Source organism: Paenisporosarcina sp. P4_B8, from assembly GCF_056402175.1.
The window spans coordinates 1-18,858 of the sequence record NZ_JBFUHX010000004.1 but is presented as its reverse complement, the minus strand read 5'-3'; the positions used below and the strand labels follow the sequence as shown (position 1 = coordinate 18,858).

Sequence of the window (18,858 nt, the reverse complement as noted above, 5' to 3'; positions counted from 1 at the left end):
AACTTGTATAATGAACTTATATTCATTTCTAAGGGGTTTGATATTTTTGAAATCTTATAAATTCACAGCGTTTGAAAAAACAGGGAAATTAATCGTAGAAGAGACTTGGGAGTTTGCCACTGATGAGGAAGCAAAAGCAAAAGGACAAGATTTAATCGATGAAAAAGACTTTACCGATCAGACGCATCGGTTGGTCAATAATGCCGGGAAATTAATTTTATTTCACGTATAAAAAAATCTGCTTGAAGCGAATCTCGCTACAAGCAGATTTTTTTATATACCTTTAAAACTTGGTTTTCGTTTTTCCACAAAGGCTTGTATGCCCTCCAAATGATCCTTCGTCCGGCGCATTGCTGATTGAGTTGAACTTTCAAGTGCCAGAACACGCTCCAACTCATGTACATGTTGCGTATGTAATATTTGTTTAGATGCAATCATTGCTTTCAAAGGTGCAGACAAGAATTTTGCTGCCGAAAGTTCCGCATAATCATAAGCCTTTCCTTCAGCCGTCACTTCATCAATTAAGCCAAGTGACAAGGCTTCGTGTCCATTCAACACTTTACCTGACCAAATCAGTTGCTTAGCTTTCGGAATACCCACTCTTTCTTTTAAGAAGAAATGTCCTGCTCCGTCTGGAATCAAGCCAATGCCAATAAAGTTCATAGCAAGTTTACTGTTTTCCTCTGCAATGACAACATCACACCCAAGCACTAAACTAAGCCCCAATCCTGCTGCTGCTCCATGAACAGAAGCAATCGTAACCATAGGAAGAGTATAAAGTGCCTTCGCCAGACGGGATATATCGCCCATGACTGAGTCAATATCCATTGGACTTTCCGGATCCAACATTGCTTTAATATCACCACCTGCCGAAAAAGCACGTCCTTCTCCTTTTATTAATAACACCTGCACATCTTTCTCTTCGTGCAACCATTCCAATGCTTCGGCAATTTCTCTCATCATTAAAGCGTTCATTGCATTCATGCTTTGAGGACGGTTCAAAGTCAACGTCGCCAAGCGTCCATTTTTTTCTACACTTACTGTTTCATATGTCAAAGTAGACACCTCTCTCCAAGTGAATAGTCATTCATAATATTATTATTCGAGAAACTAAGGATAAATCCTTTAATTATTACTAAGAATCTTTATTGTCTGTTGAAATCCATAAGACATATGGGTCAAAATTCCATTTGCTGCTATACTTAATTGGCAAGCGAATATTCCAAGGGTTTAATTTCAATACTAAAGTCGAGATGATTTTGTCATTCCATCAATCAGGAGGCAACATGAAAAATGTAATCTACCTTTTCGGTCCTACAATTATGATTTTTTTAGGAATCAATATATTTGAATCGATTCCCATCACATTCGGTTTATTTTATAGCTGGCTTTTTTTAATTCCTTTTGTCTCTTATTTTAGGAACCCAGCACTTAAATCTTCATTTTATCAATCCATCAAAACTGAAAAAACATTGAAATCCATTATGACCGGTCTTATTAGCGGAGTTTTGTGCGCCATTGCAATCTTCGGCTCATTGTTATTAGCAATGGGTCACTTATTTGAAATTGATCATGTTTCGGATATACTCGTCCAGTGGGAATTTAGTGGTCCGATTGTGTGGCTCTATATTTTCATATTGATTTGCATCAATCCATTTTTGGAAGAATGGTACTGGCGTGAATTTATGTACAAGCGATATCTTGATAAATTAGGAACCATGCGAAGTGTCATCATTACTTCATTTTTTTATGCCCTCTATCATTTGTTGGTTCTGATTCCGCTCGTTGATATGCCTTTGAGTGTTATCGCAACCATACCAGTCCTACTTGCAGGTTTGCTTTGGGGCTATTTTAGAAAGATTTTTTCATCCATCACCGCTTCAGTGATTAGCCACACACTCGCAGATATCGGTATTATCCTTTTTTATATTGTTTATTTAATGCAATAGGCATTGCGATTTTATATTTACATTATCGTTATCAGAGTCTTCATTAAAAAATCCCAGTTCCTAAATAGGAACTGGGCTATATTTATAAGTTTAAAGCCGCCTTTGCCGTACATAAAATAAGAAAGTTTTAGACCACTACTTCTCAAATGTGATCAAGTATCAAATTATTTTAACGGCATTTTTCATGATGCTTTGACACCGTTTTATTAGTTGTACCAACATGATAAAAGGACAAATAAAAAGCACCTGGTTAGAAGTGCAGGGCAATCAAACGATGGTCATTTTGATTTAACCAAAGGCCCTATTATCGTTGTTGTTGATTTTTGAATAAAAGGAAACCGCCCAATGATAAGGCGGTTCAGTACTATTGACTATATCTTTGGAATGAAAATCATTTTATCTCTGGAACAGTTTTTTTGCGCGAGTTAAGTCAATTGATTGATCTTCAATAATTTCCATGAAATATTCTAATTGCCATTTTTGAGTTTTTAGTGCTTGTCTACTTGTTGTATTATCCCAGGGTGGATAAACTCTAATAGCTCGTTTACCTTCATTGTTACAGTCTGATATTATTCCTTTTTCCAGTAATACAGATTTTGGAAAAATAAACTGCCCGAAATAATTGTCTTTTCGAGTGCTTATAATAAATAAATCTATATTATCCGATTTGTGGAATGTTTGAATAGGTCCTTTACCGTCCCTCTTCCATAAAGTAACAAACTGTCCTATCTTGGTTGGAGTTATCTTAGCTACTCGATATTTAATAGATAACCCGCTAATCTCAAAAGTATAAGCGCCATAATCGGTACTTTCAGATTCAGCTTTTGGGAGAGTACAGTCAAATCCACACTTATTATATAGAAGCTCCTTTGCAATAAGGAGATCATTGTGAATTGCCTTCGATGATGTCCAAATATTATAAGATTTATTATTCACTATTCTCAGTATCCTCCATCTAAACATGACTACCTATACGACTTCTGTAAACCAGGGTTTCATGATCGGAACATATTTCTAATTATAGAACAAACGTTTTTATTTATCAAACAAACTGACAATGGAATTGGCATGTGTTTTTTCGTTTACAAGTTTTTAAGAAGATGAAAAATACGTAGTCTATTCTAATGCAAATTTTGATTATTAATCGTAATAAACCTCTGATATATAAAGAAAAATGACGCTCCAAACTGTTGCAAGTTTGCACCAAATTAACACCCGCAGAGAAATTGACCACAAAAAAGCACCCTCACCATTTTTGGTAAGAGTGCTTATATAACCTTGCTATTAAAGACTTTTTAAGAAAGCCGCCTTTGCCGTAAATAAAATAAGAAAGTTTTAGACCACCACTCCTCAAAGTGGGTGTTCGCGGAAACCATCCTGCCTGTCCTCATTGACCTAAGTGAATGTGGCATGTCATTCCTGTTTCTATAAAAACTCCCTACAACAGCTTAAAGGTTAAAACTTAATATCGTTACGAACAATGCAGCTTGTATTGATATCTTAACACGATTGTCATTGACCTTTCAATGGGAATTTTGACCTCGGTTAGCATCTTTTTATTTATGTTAACTATTTTGATAGCATTCTAGTGTTTTACATTTTTTTCCTGTACAATTAAAAATAATTAATCCGAAAACAAATACTTTAAGTAAATCATTTTGCTTTCTAATGAAAATCATCGTTGTATGAAAGGAACGAGGAAATGGATAAAATTTTGAAGTATTCAAAGACATTTGTTGGAGATGTATTCAGTGGAATGAGTTCTTTGCTTTATGGGTTCATTTTTTTCGGAGTTATTATTTTCATCATTACAGGAATCCTTTTTGTCGTCATCTTAATAAGAAATTAACGATTTAGAAATGATTAGCCTATACAATTCAGAAACTGCACTGTATCAGCTTTCTACTGATAAATGAATATGGAATAAACTATTCATTTAGACTATGTTTTTTTGCAGTTAATCAAATCAGTTGCTAATCCGAGAGAATGGTGCTATGATAAAGAAGAATTATTTTTGTCGGTGTAAAAGATTTGTATACGTTTCAGACTTATCGTCTTAATGATCACTTTGGGCAGGGATAGTATTACATTGTGTGAATTTCACACTAGGAGGCAACAAAAATGGAACAAGGTACAGTAAAATGGTTTAATGCAGAAAAAGGTTTTGGTTTTATCGAGCGTGAAAATGGGGACGATGTATTCGTACATTTCTCAGCAATCCAAAGTGAAGGCTTCAAATCTTTAGACGAAGGTCAAAAAGTTACTTTCGACGTTGAGCAAGGCGCTCGTGGAGCTCAAGCTTCAAACGTTCAAAAAGCATAATTTAACCTTTCAACAGACTCTACATTGTAGAGTCTGTTTTTTATTTGTCCAAAATAAAAAGCAAATAAGAAAAGCACAAAGTGCCACTCTAGTCTGATTCCGGCGCTGGAAGCACCGAATCGAAACCTCGCTTTCTCATTAGGGACTGAAGCTTAGATTGCAGGCTGGCACATAGGGCTGAACATAACAAAACTTTAACTCTAGAAAAACATTGAATAATTTATTCTTTCATATATGTCAAAAAAACCTCTGCTCATGTTGTGAGCAGAGGTCTTCATTCAAGTAAAGTAACACAATTTAAAGGATTCTTAGATTATAGCATATCTTCTAACTCATGCAATGCTTTTTGGGACCTTTCAGTTTTCCTCTATTTCATTTATTACCCTCTTTCAGTTAAATTACTTTCTCCATAAAAAAAACCGGCAATCGCCGGTTTAAATTCCTTCATATAATGTCTGTACAGGCTTCATTAATACACGATTAACTTCCTCAATTAACCCACTAAGCGCCATTTCAGCTTGAAGCATCTGTTCAATTTTAGGATTCGATTGAGCAAGTTGTGCCGTTTTCTGAGCGTACTCAAGTTCTTCACCCGAGATTTCTTCACCTTGCATTTGTTTTTGTTGCAGTGTCATTTGCAAGTCACGGAAGCTCTTAAACAACGCCAATGCTTGTTCATCCGCCTTTACTGCTGCTACTGCTTTTTGTACAGAAGCATACTCTGACGTTTTTCTGAATGTGGTTTCTAATCGATTGATATCATCATAAATATTAACTGACATGTGATCACTCCTACATAGTATTGATTAAGTACATGATACCACCTTGGACTAAACCAATAAGCCCACCAAGTAATGCCCCAAGTACCGTAATCATTTTAAATTCTTTTTTAGAGATACCCAATACTAGATCTTCAAGACGTTCAACAGGGAAAGAATCAACTTGCTCTTCTACCATCTCTTCAAGCTTTAATCGTTGAATCGTTTCTTCCAGTTTTATTTCGCCTTGGGTAAAAATAAATTCAGTCATTTTTGGCGTCAAGTTATTGGCTGTCCAATCAGCACCCTCTGGCCAGTACGATTGTAACGTAGCATCCAGACGTTTTTCAAGTGCCACCTCTTGTTTGACATACGATTTTACAACCGTTATTACCGGCTGTAAATCAAACCCACCAATCAATTCATGCAAGGGACGATCTTTTAATTTGTCCAATTCTCCGTGAATAACATTGGTAAGAAGTTCAAATGTTCCAGGTGCGCGTAGGAATTTTTGAATTTCCGGTTGCACTCGATCCACGATAGAAGAAGATTCTCCCATAAACATTTGAATCATATTGCCAAAAGTACCCTTTGACGAAAGGAAATCGTCTATCAGTCGTTTAACCGTTTTCCGTCCTTCTTCAGAAGCAAAGTAGGTTTCCCCTTTTGCAATCATATACGAAACAATTTCAGGAATGCGTTCATCGGCTTCTTTCTGCCACTGTTCGGGTGCAAGCTCCTTCACTGTTTTTGAGGAGAATTTGGATTCAAGTGATTCGAATTGTTCATCGATAACGGAATCCATTTTATTTTCTACAAGTGCAGGAACGTTTTCGATGCCAGCTTTTGAAAGCCATTGCTGTAAGGTCATATCTGATTCAAAAAGATGTTTCGTTAGTTGACCTTGAATCCATAACTCCGCTTTTCTTCGCATATCATCAGAGAAGAAACGTCGTTTAAATGTTTCTGGTGTCAATAAATGCTCTACAACCGTTCGGCCAAGTTGTTTCGCCAACTCATCTCTTCGCCTTGGAATTAGTCCAGGCGTAAATGGCACACGCCATTTGCCGATATATTTCGCTTCATGAGGCCGAAACAGCATTTTAATCGCAAGGTGATTCGTATACCCTCCGATTAAGGCACCAATAAATGCCATGAAAAGTAATGTCCATATAAAGTCCAAGTTGGTTCACCTTTTTCTGTCAATCTGCCTTTCATTATAACAGACAAAGGCAGATTGATAAAAATGTGAACCTCTCATTTAAAGTGCATTGTACATCGTAGAAAATCTGATCGCGTGTTCCATTTCGTCATGCATGGCAATGAAAAAGGGATTGTAGGCTTCGGGTAAGGGAACGGTAAGCAGCATTTCTTTATAAAAATCGGTCGCTTCCAGCTCTTTTTCAAGCGACTCTTTTGCTGCTTGCTTTAAGTCAGTTGGTGGTTTTGGTTTAGGGGGATTTTGTACAAATTCGCCGGTGAGCATATAATGGAGTTGTTGGAACATTTCATAATGACTTTTTTCGTCCTCCATCGCATGCCTGATAAACGATTGCCAGTATGGATCATCAGTCAGCTTCAACATGGATTTATAAAAATAAAAATCTCGATACTCGTCTAATATGGCTTGTTTTAATTGTTCATTAAACATTAGGCCACTCCTTTACGCCTTTTTTCTAGCGTATGCAGGTGTGTCTCTACCTATGAAAGGAGCCCAATCATGCTGCAACATTTTAGCTTCAAACCCATGTTTGAAAATAAACAACTACCTGGCTGGACATTTTCATTTTTCTATAAGCAAAGTCGTTATTCTGGTGAATACTTACCGGATGGATCCATTTCTTGGACAAACGGTTCTATACCTCCAGATGAAGAAATTGTGAAAAAAATGATTCACGAGCTGATGCTCTTTCATGTTTACGATTGAAGGATTATTTCATACACAAAAATAGCTGGAAACGCCTGTATCTCGCGTCTCCAGCTATTTCTCATTTATCTACTCTTCACCAACATTCTGACAGCTTCCTGAATGGCAGTGTCTGTAGAAGAGCCTCTACGATAGCGGATTTAAGTAAAAAAACCCCTTACAACACCTGTTTTTTTCTTCCAAATACAACATAAAAGTAACTGGAAGAAAGAATGTATAAAACACCCGTAATTGAAAAGGCATAGGCGTAACCCCAATAGGAGCCATATGTCGTCACTAATAAAGCAGAAACAGGACCCATCACTGCCCACCCTATATTGAATACCATTTGATTAACGGAGTTTGCTAATCCTTTATATTTATCATGGACGACTTCCATTGCAATCGCGCTTTGAATCGGATTACCGGCATTCATTAATGCCTGCCTCATTAAAAAACCAGCAGATGCAAGCCATACGGAAGTTGTAAAAGCCGTTAAAAACAAAAACGGCAACGACCCTAACTGAAATAGCACCAGGGCATTTACTTTCCCAACTTTTTTGACCAGCATCGGACCAATCAACATCGCAACAGCTGTCATTGCCGAACCAAGAGAAAGCACTAATCCGATAAATGCGGAAGAAGCATCAAATCGATTGGCAAAATACAAATTCAAATAAGGAATGACTAGACCCGAGCCAATTCCTATTAACAATTGAGCAAAGGCAAATAACACAATAATGCGTACGTTTATTTTAAATCCGCTGTCCTGTTCGGGAAGATTTTTCACTGCTTCTACTTTCGATACCTCCGAAACAGTTTCAGGTTTTAATTTCAATAAAGGTACAATCCCACATGTGAACAGTGCTGCTCCTGCAAGAAGAGACCAGCGGATGGCGTCGACCGCAGTCATTCCAAATCCAAATTCGAGAACATCAGCCATTACCCCGCCACCGAGACTCCCAATTACACTTGCCACTGTGACAACCGAAAAGTGAATACTGAACAAGTGCATACGCTCGGAAGCTTTTGAGTTTTCTGCGAGAAAAGGAACGCCTGACACCTGCACAATAGCCATAAAGAGTCCTGTAAAGAACGCTGCAATGACAATAGGTTCTTCAGTTACAACTATACTTCTATAAAATAATGTACTCGCCGTCAGTAATGTACCGACCGCTATGCCCCATTTCCTTCCGACACGATCACTTAAAAACCCAGCAGGAATCAGGACAAGTGCTGTTGCTAAGGACATATATGAAATGACTTTCCCATTTACGACTTCGGATAATCCGAGTTCTTTTATATATAAATTGTACATGACCATAAACACGCCCATACCAATTTGAATCAGGACATTCGCAAGCATGAACATCCGTATATTTTGATTAAACCCTGTAATTTTTTTCTTCCATTCAGACAACCAGGTATTCATGTTTATATATATCCCCTAACCCATTTGTTTCGCCTCTCTAAATATAAGACTTTCATTTGGAAGTTGCAATGATTAGAAATGCGTAAGGCACCACTCTAGCCTGACACCGGTGCTGGAAGGAACGATTCTAAAGCTTGCTTTCACCTGAGGGACTGAGGCTTAGGTGCAGACTTGCGCTTGATTTGGACACAGCATCATGAAAGAAAGAAATTACCTCGAAAAGTTCTAACTTTGTTATAAGCATAAAAAAGGGAGTACCCCTTAACCCACTTGCGGGTTAAGAGCCACTCCAGATTGTAAGCGATACATTTGTTCATAGCGGCCACCGAGTGCAACTAATTCATCGTGTGTTCCTTGTTCAACAATTGCCCCTCTATCCAAAACTAAAATGCGATCTGCATTTTTAATAGTAGAAAGTCGATGCGCAATAATGAAAGTTGTACGTCCTTTTTTCAGCACTTCCATAGCATGCTGAATAATTTCTTCTGTTTCTGTATCAATATTGGAAGTTGCTTCATCCAAAATTAATATCGCAGGATCAAATGCCAATGCACGAGCGAATGAAATTAATTGACGCTGACCTGAAGAAAGAGTGCTTCCTTTTTCAATTACAGGCTCATCAATTCCATTTGGTAAATGCTTCAGAACACGTTCTCCTCCAACTGCATCCAGAGAAGCTATCACTTTTTCACGGGATATTCTTGCATCTCCAAGACTGACGTTGGATTCAATGGTGCCTGTAAATAAGTAAGGATCTTGCAAGACAATTCCCATATGATCTCGCACCGTTTGTCGGGACAAGTCTTGAATGTTTGTTCCATCGATGGTTATGGCACCTTTGGATACATCATAGAAACGGAACAATAAGTTCATGATAGAGCTTTTCCCGGATCCGGTATGACCAACTAACGCCACGGTCTCCCCTTGCTTAGCTTCAAATGAAATGTTTTTCAGTACATACTCTTCATCTTTATAAGCAAACCACACGTCTTCGAATCGAACATTGCCACGATAACGGGCAATTTTTTCGTCGCTGACATCTTCACCAGAACGATCCAGCAAACGGAAAACTCGTTCAGCAGCTACAAGTGCTTGCTCTAATTTAGCTAACTGATTCACAACACCCGTCACTGGGTTAAACAGTCGCGTAATGTAATCAACAAAAGCATATAACACACCAACTGAAATCGCAGTAGTTGCATTCAAAGATGCTCCGCCGAAATACCAAATGAATAATACAAATGTAATAGAGCGGATTGCACCAACCAGGTTATGTGAAGTTCCCGCATCCAAGTACAACAGTTTATTTTGATATTTGTAATGTTCGCGATTCATCACTTCGAACTCTTCTTGCATTTGTTCTTCACGACGGAATGCTTGAATAATCGTCATACCTTGAATGGATTCGTTAATCATCGCATTCATATCACTTACTTTTGCACGGACGATATGGTTATATTTCGATGCATATTTTCGGTACATGACCATCCATACAAACAAAATAGGTAAAACAAATAATGCGATAGAAGCCATTTTCCAATCCAAGAAGAACAGCGCCACATAAATACCTGTAATATACATAGCGCTTGAAGCAAATTGAGAAAGAACTGTTACATATAATTCTCGTATTGCTTCCGTATCGTTTGTGATACGAGCAACTACTTTACCGGCAGGCAAGTTATCAAAGTAGCGGATCGGCAATGTTTGGATGTGTTGATACACATCATTTCGCATTTTTTGAATAACACGGTTCGCAGCTTTTTGTAGCAATAAATATTCACCGTAACGGAAAATTGCTGCCACGACCGTTAAGGCAAAGAACACACTAAGCAGCATCACAATCGGTTCAAAATCTATTGAACCTGCAGTCGTATCTGCAATATGTTCGTCAATGATTTTTTTGGCAATCAAGGGGCCTGCCAAGTCGGCTGCAACTGCAACCGTCAGCATAGCAATTCCCATGATTAATAATTTTTTATAATGAAGGGCGTACAGCCATAATCTTTTTCCTGTACTCATGATGACACCTCCTCAATTTGCTGTCGGTCGAACTGTTCTTTATACCAGCCCTCATTCTCCAGCAAATCTTCATGTGTACCTTCTTCAATCATTACACCGTCGTCCAATACAATAATCCAATCTGCATGTTGGATGGCTGAAAGACGATGCGTGGTAATAATCGTTGTTTTTCCTTCTCTTTCCTGTTGGATATTTTCAATGATCCGTGCTTCTGTTTTCGCATCGACAGCAGATAATGAATCATCCAATAATAAGATTTCAGGATTTTTAATGAGTGCTCGGGCGATTGAAATACGTTGTTTTTGACCGCCAGATAAAGCGACCCCTTTTTCACCAACAAGCGTTTCTAACCCTTGTGGTAGTAATTGCAGGTCTTTTTGGAAATGGGATAAACGAATTGCAGTTTCAATATCCTCTTCCGTCCCTTCCGGATGACCGAACAGTATATTTTCTCTGACAGTCCGTGAGAATAACACATGGTCTTGAGGAACATAGCCAATCCAATTCCGAACCTGGTCTTTTGTTTGATCTTCAATTGGAATGCCGGCTAATGAAATCGTTCCTTCTCCAGCTGGATATTCACGAAGTAACTGCTTAATCAACGTCGTTTTTCCGCTTCCCGTTTTCCCGACAATTCCAAGCGTTTGACCTTGCTCCAATTGCAAGTTGATGTCGCTTAAATTTACCGACGAAGACTGTGGATATTGGAATTTCACTTGGTTGAAACCGATGCGTCCAGGTTGATTGATTGTTACTGGATGAGACGCGTCTTTGACATCTTCTTCATAATCGAGCGTTTCTTGAACGCGATCAAGAGAAGCGTTCCCTCGCTGCATGACATTGATCAATTCCCCGATTGCAAACATTGGCCAAATAATCATCCCTAAATACACGTTGAATGATACTAAGTCCCCCAGTGTCATTTGCTGTTGTGAAACGAGGTACGCACCGTACCCTATCCCAATCATGTAACTGACTCCGGTCAATACTTTCGTGATGGGATTGAACAATGCATCGATTTTTTCAACTTCCATGTTTTTCGCATACACATCTTCCGTCATATCAGCGAATTGTTTTTCTGATGCACGTTCTTGCACGTATGCTCGAATCACTCGAACCCCCGCTACAGCTTCCAGTACGCCATCATTCATATCGCCAAAGGCATCTTGTGCCTTCATATATTTCTCGTGGATGCGCTTGCCGAGAATTTGCATGATGATCGCCAAGATAGGCAGTGGAAGAAGAGCTACTAATGTCAGTTTCCAACTAACGAGAATTCCCATCGTCACTAAAATCGTGAGCATATAAAGGGATGAGTCAATCAATGTTAAGATACCGAATCCTGCTGTTGTGGAGACTGCCTTTAAATCATTTGTCGCTCTCGCCATCAAATCCCCTGTACGGTTCTTCTCATAAAACGAAGGCGTCATGCGTAAAAATTGTTTCATCAAGCGGCTACGTAATTGTTTTTCAATAACATAGGCTCCGCCAAATAGTTGGTATTGCCACACAAAGTTACTTAAGTAATTGAGAACCGTTACACCAAGTAAAGCGAGTAAGAAAGTCATCAATAACTGTGATGTTAATGTTTGTTGATAAATGGCATCAATAGATTCGCCTAGAAGCCATGGTGGAACAACTTCGATTACATTCGTGACCATCAATAATGAAATGGCAATTGTGTATCGTTTCCAGTTTTCTGCGAAAAACCATTTAAGTTTAAATAATACGGAGAACATAAGATTTTCCTTCTTTCTTTTTCAGGTTGAGCTTACACTAGCCACCTTCTAGAGATTCCTTGATTAAAATTTGTTTCTGTAGCTGAATGTTCATCTTCAGCACTCCTTTACATAGTTTTTTTGCTTTCAACCTCAGACAGGTCATTCATGGTCTTTGGCATTTCTCTATTTGAAACAGCAGAGCTGTAACAACCAAAATTTGGTAGTAAAAAAACACAAAAAAGCACACGCCCTGTTTCCAGATGCGTGTGCGCATGAAAATAGGAACAGGTGTCCATACCTGTTCCTTGATTAATGTGAACTCAAAGAGAAATGATCGGTAGGTACGGACGAACTATGTAGTTTGTATCAACTTCAACTTTGATGATCATGACACGTACCTCCTTTTCTCATAGTTATTTACTTATTAAGATTATCATGACATTTTTTGGATTGTCAATAGATTTAGAAAAAAATTATTATTCTGTTAACAACTTGCGTTTAGGCATATTTAGGTAGGGTATTTAAACGGTAACAAATCATACACAAAAAGAAGTAGCGATTTACCATGGACGCAAGAAAGAAAAAATATAGAAGTTAGACGTGAGGAGAAAACGGACAATGGATTAGTTGGTGCGACATTCATTAAATACGCTGCGTATCTAATTATCTTTTTCGCGGTATTATGGCTTCTCATTAATTACGTATTCCCTATGTTCAGCTAAGAAAGGAGTTCGCATCTATGTTTAACAAAATGATTGTAGGATACGTTGGTTCAGAAGGCAGTCGGGCGGCACTGGAAAGAGCAGTAGACCTAATGCAATATAAACCAAATACCGCACTGTTAGTAGCATATGTAAATGGGGATGTGATTGGTGGAGAAATTGCATTTTCGGGTACCAACTACTTTCTATTTAAAAATGGACCTCGGCGTTCCAGCCAAGGTCCTCGTATTCCGTATTACTTTTCAATTAATACTGCGCGCACGGGGCTTCCATCCGCTCCTTCTATTTTCAAAGGAAGTGCGATTAATTGATAAGTATCTTCCTTGAGATCGTCAAGTATAAGTCCTTCAAGAATATAGCGACCTGCAGTTCCTAAAGCATGATGCATAGGTAAATCTTTACTAGTAATCGCATCAACCGATGGTAAGTCGACTCCAAATAAAGACAATTCGTTCTCAACCATCCAATCCACAATATCCGCATCAAATGCTGGAATTACTTCAGGGAATACATCTCTTTGCTGCCAGGCATTCGTTCGGAAAAGAACCGCTTTTGCTTCCCCAGTCACTTTACCTTTCAACAATTCTCTCGATATAACCTCACTTCCACTCACATCAATCACAATCGCGTCGACAATATAGTTTTCCAAAGGAAGTTCGTGAACTTTTTTTCCGTTTTCATCAAAGTGAAAAGGAGCATCGATATGGGTACCTATATGTGTACTCGTCGTAATTTGTCCGACGTTTACCGAACCACTCTGTTCTTTTGTCCAGTTGATATGAAATTGGAAGGGCGTATCACCCGGCCATTCTGCAACGTTCTGGTTCAACAACATCGAAATGTCATGTATTTTCATTTAAGCCACCACATTTCGTTCATTGGAGAACGTTTTGTATGTTTCTTCTACCATAATGGTTTTTAAGCGTTGAACCATTTCCCACACATCTTCAAAACTCGAATAAAAACTAATCGGAGCCAATCGAATAATATCTGGTGCTCTGAAATCGGGAACGACATTTGCTTCTTTCAATGCTCTACAAATCCGGGCAGCTTCTGGATGGGCAAGGGCAATATGTCCACCTCTTGATTCATCTGCAAAGGGCGTGACATCAACAAAGCCGAATGAACCTGCTTCCGCTTGAATCAACTCACGTAAATATTTTGTCAACGCAAGGGATTTCGAACGGATTTCGTCCATTCCCGCTTCTTCAAAAAGCTCCACACTTCCGCTTAAAGGCGCAGTGCTGAATAAATTCGGGGTCCCGATTTGATAAGCACCCGCTCCATTTGCTTTGGAGAATTCATGAGACATATCAAATTGCTTGGTCTTATCTGAGCCGAACCATCCCGCAAGACCAGGCAACTCGTGATGATGACGCTCGTGAATATAAAGCCCACCAGTTCCCCCAGGACCATTATTCATGTATTTATAATGGCACCATATTGCAAAATCTACGTCATCGTTATGTAAGTTATGAGGCACGGAGCCAATGGAATGTGCCAAATCAAAGCCTACCAAAATTCCTTTCGCATGGGCCATTTCAGTGATGCGATGCAAATCCAACAACTGGCCGCTTCGATACAACACAGAAGGTAACATTAAGATGGCTACATCCTCTGTTAACATTTCTTCAATTGCATCCAGTGTTAGTGTATAGCCGTCAGTACTTTTCACTTTTCGCATCGACACAGCAGGGTCAAGACCACGCAACCGCAAATGACTTTCCACCGCATAAATATCGGAAGGGAAATTAAGTTCGTCAACGACAATGACAGACTTTTCAGGTGTCGGATGGAACAAAGTAGATAGCATTTGGTGAATATTTACGGTAATGGAGCCGGTCACCATCACTTCATTTCCTTGAGCACCGACAATTTTGGCAACACGTTCACTTAACTGCTCTGGATATGTAAACCATGGATTCTCACCTTCTGTCCAGCCATCAATCCCTTTTTCACGCCAGCTGGAAATTAGTTTATCCAAAGTTGCTTCTGAACGTTTTGACATAAGCCCCAACGAGTTCCCATCCATATATAATTGATTCTCTGGTAAGTAGAATTCTTTTTTAAAAGAACTCATCTTATCATGCTTATCCATTTCTTTTGCAAATTGCACAGTCGTATCCAAAGCCATCTCTCCCTTTTAACCAAATATAGTGAAGCTCAATGCACCTAATATTGCGGTGATAATCACGACAATCCAAGGTGACAGTTTATAAAATACTAACAGAGTAAATGAAATTAACACAATGACAAAATCAATTGGGTCATGTACGGCACTTGTAAAAACCGGGTCATATAATGCTGCCAGTAATATGCCTACTACAGCCGCGTTCACACCTTTCAATGCTGCTTGAATTCTTGGTTTAGTACGAATAACCGCCCAAAAAGGCAACGTTCCCATTACAAGTAGGAAGGATGGTAAAAACATTGCAACCACGGCAATGGCAGCTCCGGAGAAGCTTCCCATGATTTGACCAAGATAGCCAGCCAGTGTAAACAATGGACCCGGTACCGCCTGAGCTGCACCATAACCCGCTATAAAAGCTTCCGAAGACATCCAACCGGCTGGTACTACTTCCCTTTCCAGCATAGGTAAAACAACATGACCTCCGCCGAACACGATGGAACCAACACGATAGAAAATATCAAAGATCGCGTACCAGGTAGCTTGTACAAATGGTCTAAAGATCGGCAATATAATGAGTAAAGCAAAGAATAGAATCCACGCGATAATTCCTGTCCTCTTACCGAATGACAATGGCATTTCGACTGCATCTGGTGCTTTTTCATTTTTGTAATACAGTACGCCAAACAAACCAGCTAGTACGATAATCAGAATCTGACCCAAAGCCGTCGGAATCAATAATGTTGCAGCTGCGGCAATCATTGCGACTGTCAATCTCGGTCGATCCGGCGTTAACGTTTTGCCCATCCCCATCAATGCATGTGCGACAACTGCAACCGCGACGATTTTCAAGCCTTGAATCCAACCACTTTCAAATGATCCCGTTTGCATAATAATCCAAGCAAAGGCCATCAATATTAAAACCGAAGGAAGTGTAAAACCAATCCATGACAAAATACCACCGAGTAATCCTCCACGTAGCATACCGATGGATATCCCTACTTGTGAACTCGCGGGACCGGGCAGGAATTGACATAAGGCAACCAAGTCAGCATACAGTTTATCGTCAAGCCATTTTCTCTTTTGCACGTATTCATCTCTAAAATAACCGATATGTGCTGCTGGACCTCCAAAGGAAGTTAACCCTAGCTTGGTTGAAGCGGACAAGATTTCAAGATAACGACCTCTCTTAGCTTTTCCCATTATTTAATCACTCCCCCGTCAAATAAGTCTCTTCTTTTAGGATACAAAAATAAGGAAACCGTTGAAAGGAAAATTGACTGTGGAAAGTAATATTTGTTTTTTAAACCTGAGTATTTTATTATTATAGGTATTAACTATTTTTTAGAAAACAGGAGGTGTACACTTTGTTCTCCCCCTCATTCGGGTCTGGAACAAAGGAATTCTTTGGACATAGCCATACGATTGACAGCATTTGCTGTCTTAATCGCCTTTACGGCATTCTTCGTGGCAAGTGAGTTTGCTATTGTAAAAGTGAGATCAACCCGCATTGATCAATTGATTGCGGAAGGAAATAAACGTGCAGTTCACTCTAAACGTGTCATTTCAAATTTGGATGAATATTTATCTGCGTGTCAGTTGGGTATTACAATGACCGCGTTAGGTTTAGGTTTACTTGGAGAACCTACTGTCGAGCTTTTATTGCATCCGCTATTTGAACGTTTCGAGCTAAGTGATAACACGTCAAATATCCTATCTTACGGAATTGCGTTCTCATTCGTTACATTTTTGCACGTAGTGGTCGGTGAATTGGCACCGAAAACGTTAGCCATTCAAAAAGCGGAGCAAGTTGCCTTGTTTACGGCAAAACCATTGATTTGGTTCTATCGCATCATGTATCCAATTATTAAATTCCTAAATGGTTCAGCTCGTACACTTACAGGCTTATTTGGATTAAAGCCTGCATCTGAATCAGAGCTGGCACATACAGAAGAAGAACTTCGTATAATTCTATCGGATAGCTTGAAAAGTGGTGAAATCAACCAATCGGAATATAAGTTTGTAAACAAGATTTTTGAATTTGACGATCGGATTGCCAAAGAAATTATGGCTCCCCGTACCGAGATGAGCACCATTGATAAAGATACGACCCTTCGCCAAGTGTTTGACCAGGTAAACGTCGAACAGTATACGCGATATCCAGTAACAGATGGCGACAAAGATCATGTAATCGGTTTGGTGAACATGAAGAATTTATTGACTGCTTATATTAAGGATTCGGAAAATATTAATCGACCGGTCATTGATTATATGCAACCAATCATTCGTGTCATTGAAACCATTCCAATTGGTGAGTTGTTATTGAAAATTCAACGTGAACGTATTCATATGGCAATATTGATGGATGAATATGGCGGAACATCGGGTCTCGTAACAATCGAAGACATTCTTGAAGAAATTGTCGGTGATATTCGAGACGAGTTTGATAATGATGAATTGCCGGATGTTCAAAAATTAGGAGATCATCACTATATCCTAGATGCCAAAATTTTAATAGAAAACGTTAATGATATTTTGGGCATTGATATTGATGAAGAAGATATCGATACAATCGGTGGATGGTTCCTGACTAAACATTTTGAAGCCATTAAAGGTGAAAAAATAATTGAACAAGGATACGAATTCACGATTAAAGATATGGAAGGCCATCACATACTGTATCTTGAAGTCATTAAGTTAACTAAAGAAGAATTAGAAAATATGATTGAAGAACGATTAGAAAGAAACGACTCTCACTAAGAGAGTCGTTTTCTTATGTCTTAAAGTTTTGCAGGGGGGAAACAAATTGGAGCTATATACACAATTACGCGAAGGGGAAAAAGGTGCTTGGATAAGTATCGGTACCTATTTAGTTCTAAGCACTATAAAATTGACCATCGGATATATCGGTACTTCCGAAGCATTAAAAGCAGATGGTCTCAATAACTCGACGGACATCGCAGCTTCAATTGCTGTATTGATTGGACTTCGAATATCACAAAAACCTCCGGATCATAATCATCATTATGGACATCTCCGTGCCGAAACAGTTGCATCGCTTGTCGCCTCTTTTATTATGGCTGCTGTCGGTTTGCAAGTATTAATAAATGCAGGAAAGAACATGCTTCACCCGATTCACGAAACACCTTCCATCTTAACAGCATTTGTTGCTGCTGGCAGTGCCATTGTGATGTATGTGGTTTATCGATACAATTTAAGGCTGGCTAATCGAATTAATAGCTCCGCGGTTCGAGCCGCAGCATATGATAACCGATCAGATGCCCTCGTCAGTATCGGGGCATCCATCGGGATATTAGCTGCTATATTTGGACTCCCTATCTTGGATTCAATTACAGCCATTTTAGTCGGATTACTGATCATGAAAACGGCATTCGATATATTCAATGAGGCCGTACATACCTTGACTGACGGTTTTAACGAAGATGAGGTTGAAACTCTTTCAGTTCTCGTTCGAAAAGTACAGGGTGTCATCTATTTAGAAGACTTCAAAGGACGCATGCATGGGAATCTAATGTTTGTCGATTTAACCGTTACAGTTGATCCATCATTAAATGTTGTGGAGGGTCATCGAATAACGGAAGAGATTGAGAAAAAAATACATTTAGTAAAACCATTTTGCATGGTTCTGGTTCATATTGAACCCCACGAGACAATCGATTAAAGAATTGAAGGATTGGGGTTAAACGAAGAAGTTTGATTTATTAACGATAAGAAACGCTGAAAAAATCCTATCGAGTTTTCTTGAGAGGAGAAAAAAACTAAATAATCTCCGATATCGCATATCACTTAATAATTAATTAGCACCGCATTTAGCGGTGCTTTTCTTCTAAAATCTAAAATGCACCATCCGAAGACAGTGCAAAATCACAATGTTTTGTTG

17 protein-coding genes and 1 other RNA gene are annotated in these 18,858 nt (G+C 39.0%); 6 read left to right on the top strand and 12 right to left on the bottom strand.

All coding sequences use genetic code 11. The annotated features are described in order from the left end of the window. Positions 1 to 46 precede the first annotated feature (46 nt). Complete coding sequence (locus AC1DSK_RS05305) at positions 47 to 232, top strand: YhzD family protein (protein ID WP_477547680.1); 186 nt, start codon at positions 47 to 49, stop codon at positions 230 to 232. Between the two features lie 41 nt (positions 233 to 273). On the opposite strand, the gene AC1DSK_RS05300 is transcribed toward AC1DSK_RS05305, so the two are convergent. After that, the gene (locus AC1DSK_RS05300; protein ID WP_477547679.1) at positions 274 to 1,056 is read right to left on the bottom strand and encodes an enoyl-CoA hydratase; all 783 of its coding nucleotides are present in this window, start codon (positions 1,054 to 1,056) and stop codon (positions 274 to 276) included. 230 nt (positions 1,057 to 1,286) lie between these two features. Here AC1DSK_RS05300 and AC1DSK_RS05295 point away from each other — a divergent pair, with 230 nt between their 5' ends. Continuing rightward, complete coding sequence (locus AC1DSK_RS05295) at positions 1,287 to 1,949, top strand: CPBP family intramembrane glutamic endopeptidase (protein WP_477547678.1); 663 nt, start codon at positions 1,287 to 1,289, stop codon at positions 1,947 to 1,949. Between the two features lie 396 nt (positions 1,950 to 2,345). On the opposite strand, the gene AC1DSK_RS05290 is transcribed toward AC1DSK_RS05295, so the two are convergent. Then, on the bottom strand, positions 2,346 to 2,885 hold the full coding sequence (locus AC1DSK_RS05290; protein ID WP_477547677.1) for a MepB family protein: 540 nt from the start codon (positions 2,883 to 2,885) through the stop codon (positions 2,346 to 2,348). A gap of 361 nt (positions 2,886 to 3,246) precedes the next feature. Next, positions 3,247 to 3,441, bottom strand: a non-coding RNA gene (gene ssrS / locus AC1DSK_RS05285) — 6S RNA. Between the two features lie 629 nt (positions 3,442 to 4,070). Between ssrS and cspC the strand changes: the two genes are divergently transcribed. Beyond that, positions 4,071 to 4,271 (top strand): cold shock protein CspC, encoded by a 201-nt coding sequence (gene cspC, locus AC1DSK_RS05280; RefSeq protein ID WP_016429181.1) that lies wholly within the window; start codon positions 4,071 to 4,073, stop codon positions 4,269 to 4,271. A 434-nt stretch (positions 4,272 to 4,705) separates the two neighbouring features. Here the strand turns inward: cspC and AC1DSK_RS05275 are convergent, their stop codons facing one another. The 3 genes from AC1DSK_RS05275 to AC1DSK_RS05265 all read right to left on the bottom strand — a co-directional run bounded on the left by AC1DSK_RS05275 (position 4,706) and on the right by AC1DSK_RS05265 (position 6,680). Further along, positions 4,706 to 5,053, bottom strand: a complete 348-nt coding sequence (locus tag AC1DSK_RS05275; RefSeq protein ID WP_477547676.1) for a YlbF/YmcA family competence regulator — start codon at positions 5,051 to 5,053, stop codon at positions 4,706 to 4,708. A gap of 10 nt (positions 5,054 to 5,063) precedes the next feature. Continuing rightward, positions 5,064 to 6,212, bottom strand: a complete 1,149-nt coding sequence (locus tag AC1DSK_RS05270; RefSeq protein ID WP_477547675.1) for a DUF445 domain-containing protein — start codon at positions 6,210 to 6,212, stop codon at positions 5,064 to 5,066. A gap of 78 nt (positions 6,213 to 6,290) precedes the next feature. After that, positions 6,291 to 6,680: a ferritin family protein gene (locus tag AC1DSK_RS05265; RefSeq protein WP_477547674.1), complete on the bottom strand. Its 390-nt coding sequence runs from the start codon at positions 6,678 to 6,680 to the stop codon at positions 6,291 to 6,293. Positions 6,681 to 6,749: 69 nt separating this feature from the next. Here AC1DSK_RS05265 and AC1DSK_RS05260 point away from each other — a divergent pair, with 69 nt between their 5' ends. Continuing rightward, complete coding sequence (locus AC1DSK_RS05260) at positions 6,750 to 6,956, top strand: YheE family protein (RefSeq protein ID WP_477532729.1); 207 nt, start codon at positions 6,750 to 6,752, stop codon at positions 6,954 to 6,956. A 157-nt stretch (positions 6,957 to 7,113) separates the two neighbouring features. Here the strand turns inward: AC1DSK_RS05260 and AC1DSK_RS05255 are convergent, their stop codons facing one another. From AC1DSK_RS05255 to chrA, 6 genes are all read right to left on the bottom strand, one after another. Then, complete coding sequence (locus tag AC1DSK_RS05255) at positions 7,114 to 8,367, bottom strand: MFS transporter (RefSeq protein ID WP_477547673.1); 1,254 nt, start codon at positions 8,365 to 8,367, stop codon at positions 7,114 to 7,116. A gap of 261 nt (positions 8,368 to 8,628) precedes the next feature. Then, positions 8,629 to 10,386, bottom strand: coding sequence for an ABC transporter ATP-binding protein (locus AC1DSK_RS05250; RefSeq protein ID WP_477547672.1), 1,758 nt, complete (start codon positions 10,384 to 10,386; stop codon positions 8,629 to 8,631). Continuing rightward, a complete protein-coding gene (locus AC1DSK_RS05245) occupies positions 10,383 to 12,125 on the bottom strand; it encodes an ABC transporter ATP-binding protein (protein ID WP_477547671.1) in 1,743 nt (580 codons plus the stop codon). The genes AC1DSK_RS05250 and AC1DSK_RS05245 overlap by 4 nt, the downstream gene beginning before the upstream one ends. A 939-nt stretch (positions 12,126 to 13,064) precedes the next feature. Further along, positions 13,065 to 13,685 (bottom strand): arylformamidase, encoded by a 621-nt coding sequence (gene kynB, locus AC1DSK_RS05240; RefSeq protein ID WP_477547670.1) that lies wholly within the window; start codon positions 13,683 to 13,685, stop codon positions 13,065 to 13,067. Next, the gene (gene kynU / locus AC1DSK_RS05235) at positions 13,686 to 14,957 is read right to left on the bottom strand and encodes a kynureninase (RefSeq protein ID WP_477547669.1); all 1,272 of its coding nucleotides are present in this window, start codon (positions 14,955 to 14,957) and stop codon (positions 13,686 to 13,688) included. A 15-nt stretch (positions 14,958 to 14,972) separates the two neighbouring features. Then, entirely contained in the window at positions 14,973 to 16,160 is a 1,188-nt protein-coding gene (chrA, locus tag AC1DSK_RS05230) for a chromate efflux transporter (protein WP_477547668.1), read from the bottom strand. A 204-nt stretch (positions 16,161 to 16,364) separates the two neighbouring features. On the opposite strand from chrA, the gene AC1DSK_RS05225 reads away from it, so the two are divergent. Next, positions 16,365 to 17,717 (top strand): hemolysin family protein, encoded by a 1,353-nt coding sequence (locus AC1DSK_RS05225; RefSeq protein WP_477547667.1) that lies wholly within the window; start codon positions 16,365 to 16,367, stop codon positions 17,715 to 17,717. 46 nt (positions 17,718 to 17,763) lie between these two features. After that, complete coding sequence (locus AC1DSK_RS05220; RefSeq protein WP_477547666.1) at positions 17,764 to 18,639, top strand: cation diffusion facilitator family transporter; 876 nt, start codon at positions 17,764 to 17,766, stop codon at positions 18,637 to 18,639. Positions 18,640 to 18,858 lie beyond the last annotated feature (219 nt).

Excerpts from the sequence above, each read along its gene's own strand:
- AC1DSK_RS05255 (WP_477547673.1), bottom strand. The coding sequence starts at position 8,367 with ATGAATACCTGGTTGTCTGAATGGAAGAAAAAAATTACAGGGTTTAAT.
- AC1DSK_RS05260 (WP_477532729.1), top strand. The coding sequence starts at position 6,750 with ATGCTGCAACATTTTAGCTTCAAACCCATGTTTGAAAATAAACAACTA.
- AC1DSK_RS05245 (WP_477547671.1), bottom strand. The coding sequence starts at position 12,125 with ATGTTCTCCGTATTATTTAAACTTAAATGGTTTTTCGCAGAAAACTGG.
- AC1DSK_RS05295 (WP_477547678.1), top strand. The coding sequence starts at position 1,287 with ATGAAAAATGTAATCTACCTTTTCGGTCCTACAATTATGATTTTTTTA.
- AC1DSK_RS05265 (WP_477547674.1), bottom strand. The coding sequence starts at position 6,680 with ATGTTTAATGAACAATTAAAACAAGCCATATTAGACGAGTATCGAGAT.
- kynB (WP_477547670.1), bottom strand. The coding sequence starts at position 13,685 with ATGAAAATACATGACATTTCGATGTTGTTGAACCAGAACGTTGCAGAA.
- AC1DSK_RS05250 (WP_477547672.1), bottom strand. The coding sequence starts at position 10,386 with ATGAGTACAGGAAAAAGATTATGGCTGTACGCCCTTCATTATAAAAAA.
- chrA (WP_477547668.1), bottom strand. The coding sequence starts at position 16,160 with ATGGGAAAAGCTAAGAGAGGTCGTTATCTTGAAATCTTGTCCGCTTCA.
- AC1DSK_RS05275 (WP_477547676.1), bottom strand. The coding sequence starts at position 5,053 with ATGTCAGTTAATATTTATGATGATATCAATCGATTAGAAACCACATTC.
- cspC (WP_016429181.1), top strand. The coding sequence starts at position 4,071 with ATGGAACAAGGTACAGTAAAATGGTTTAATGCAGAAAAAGGTTTTGGT.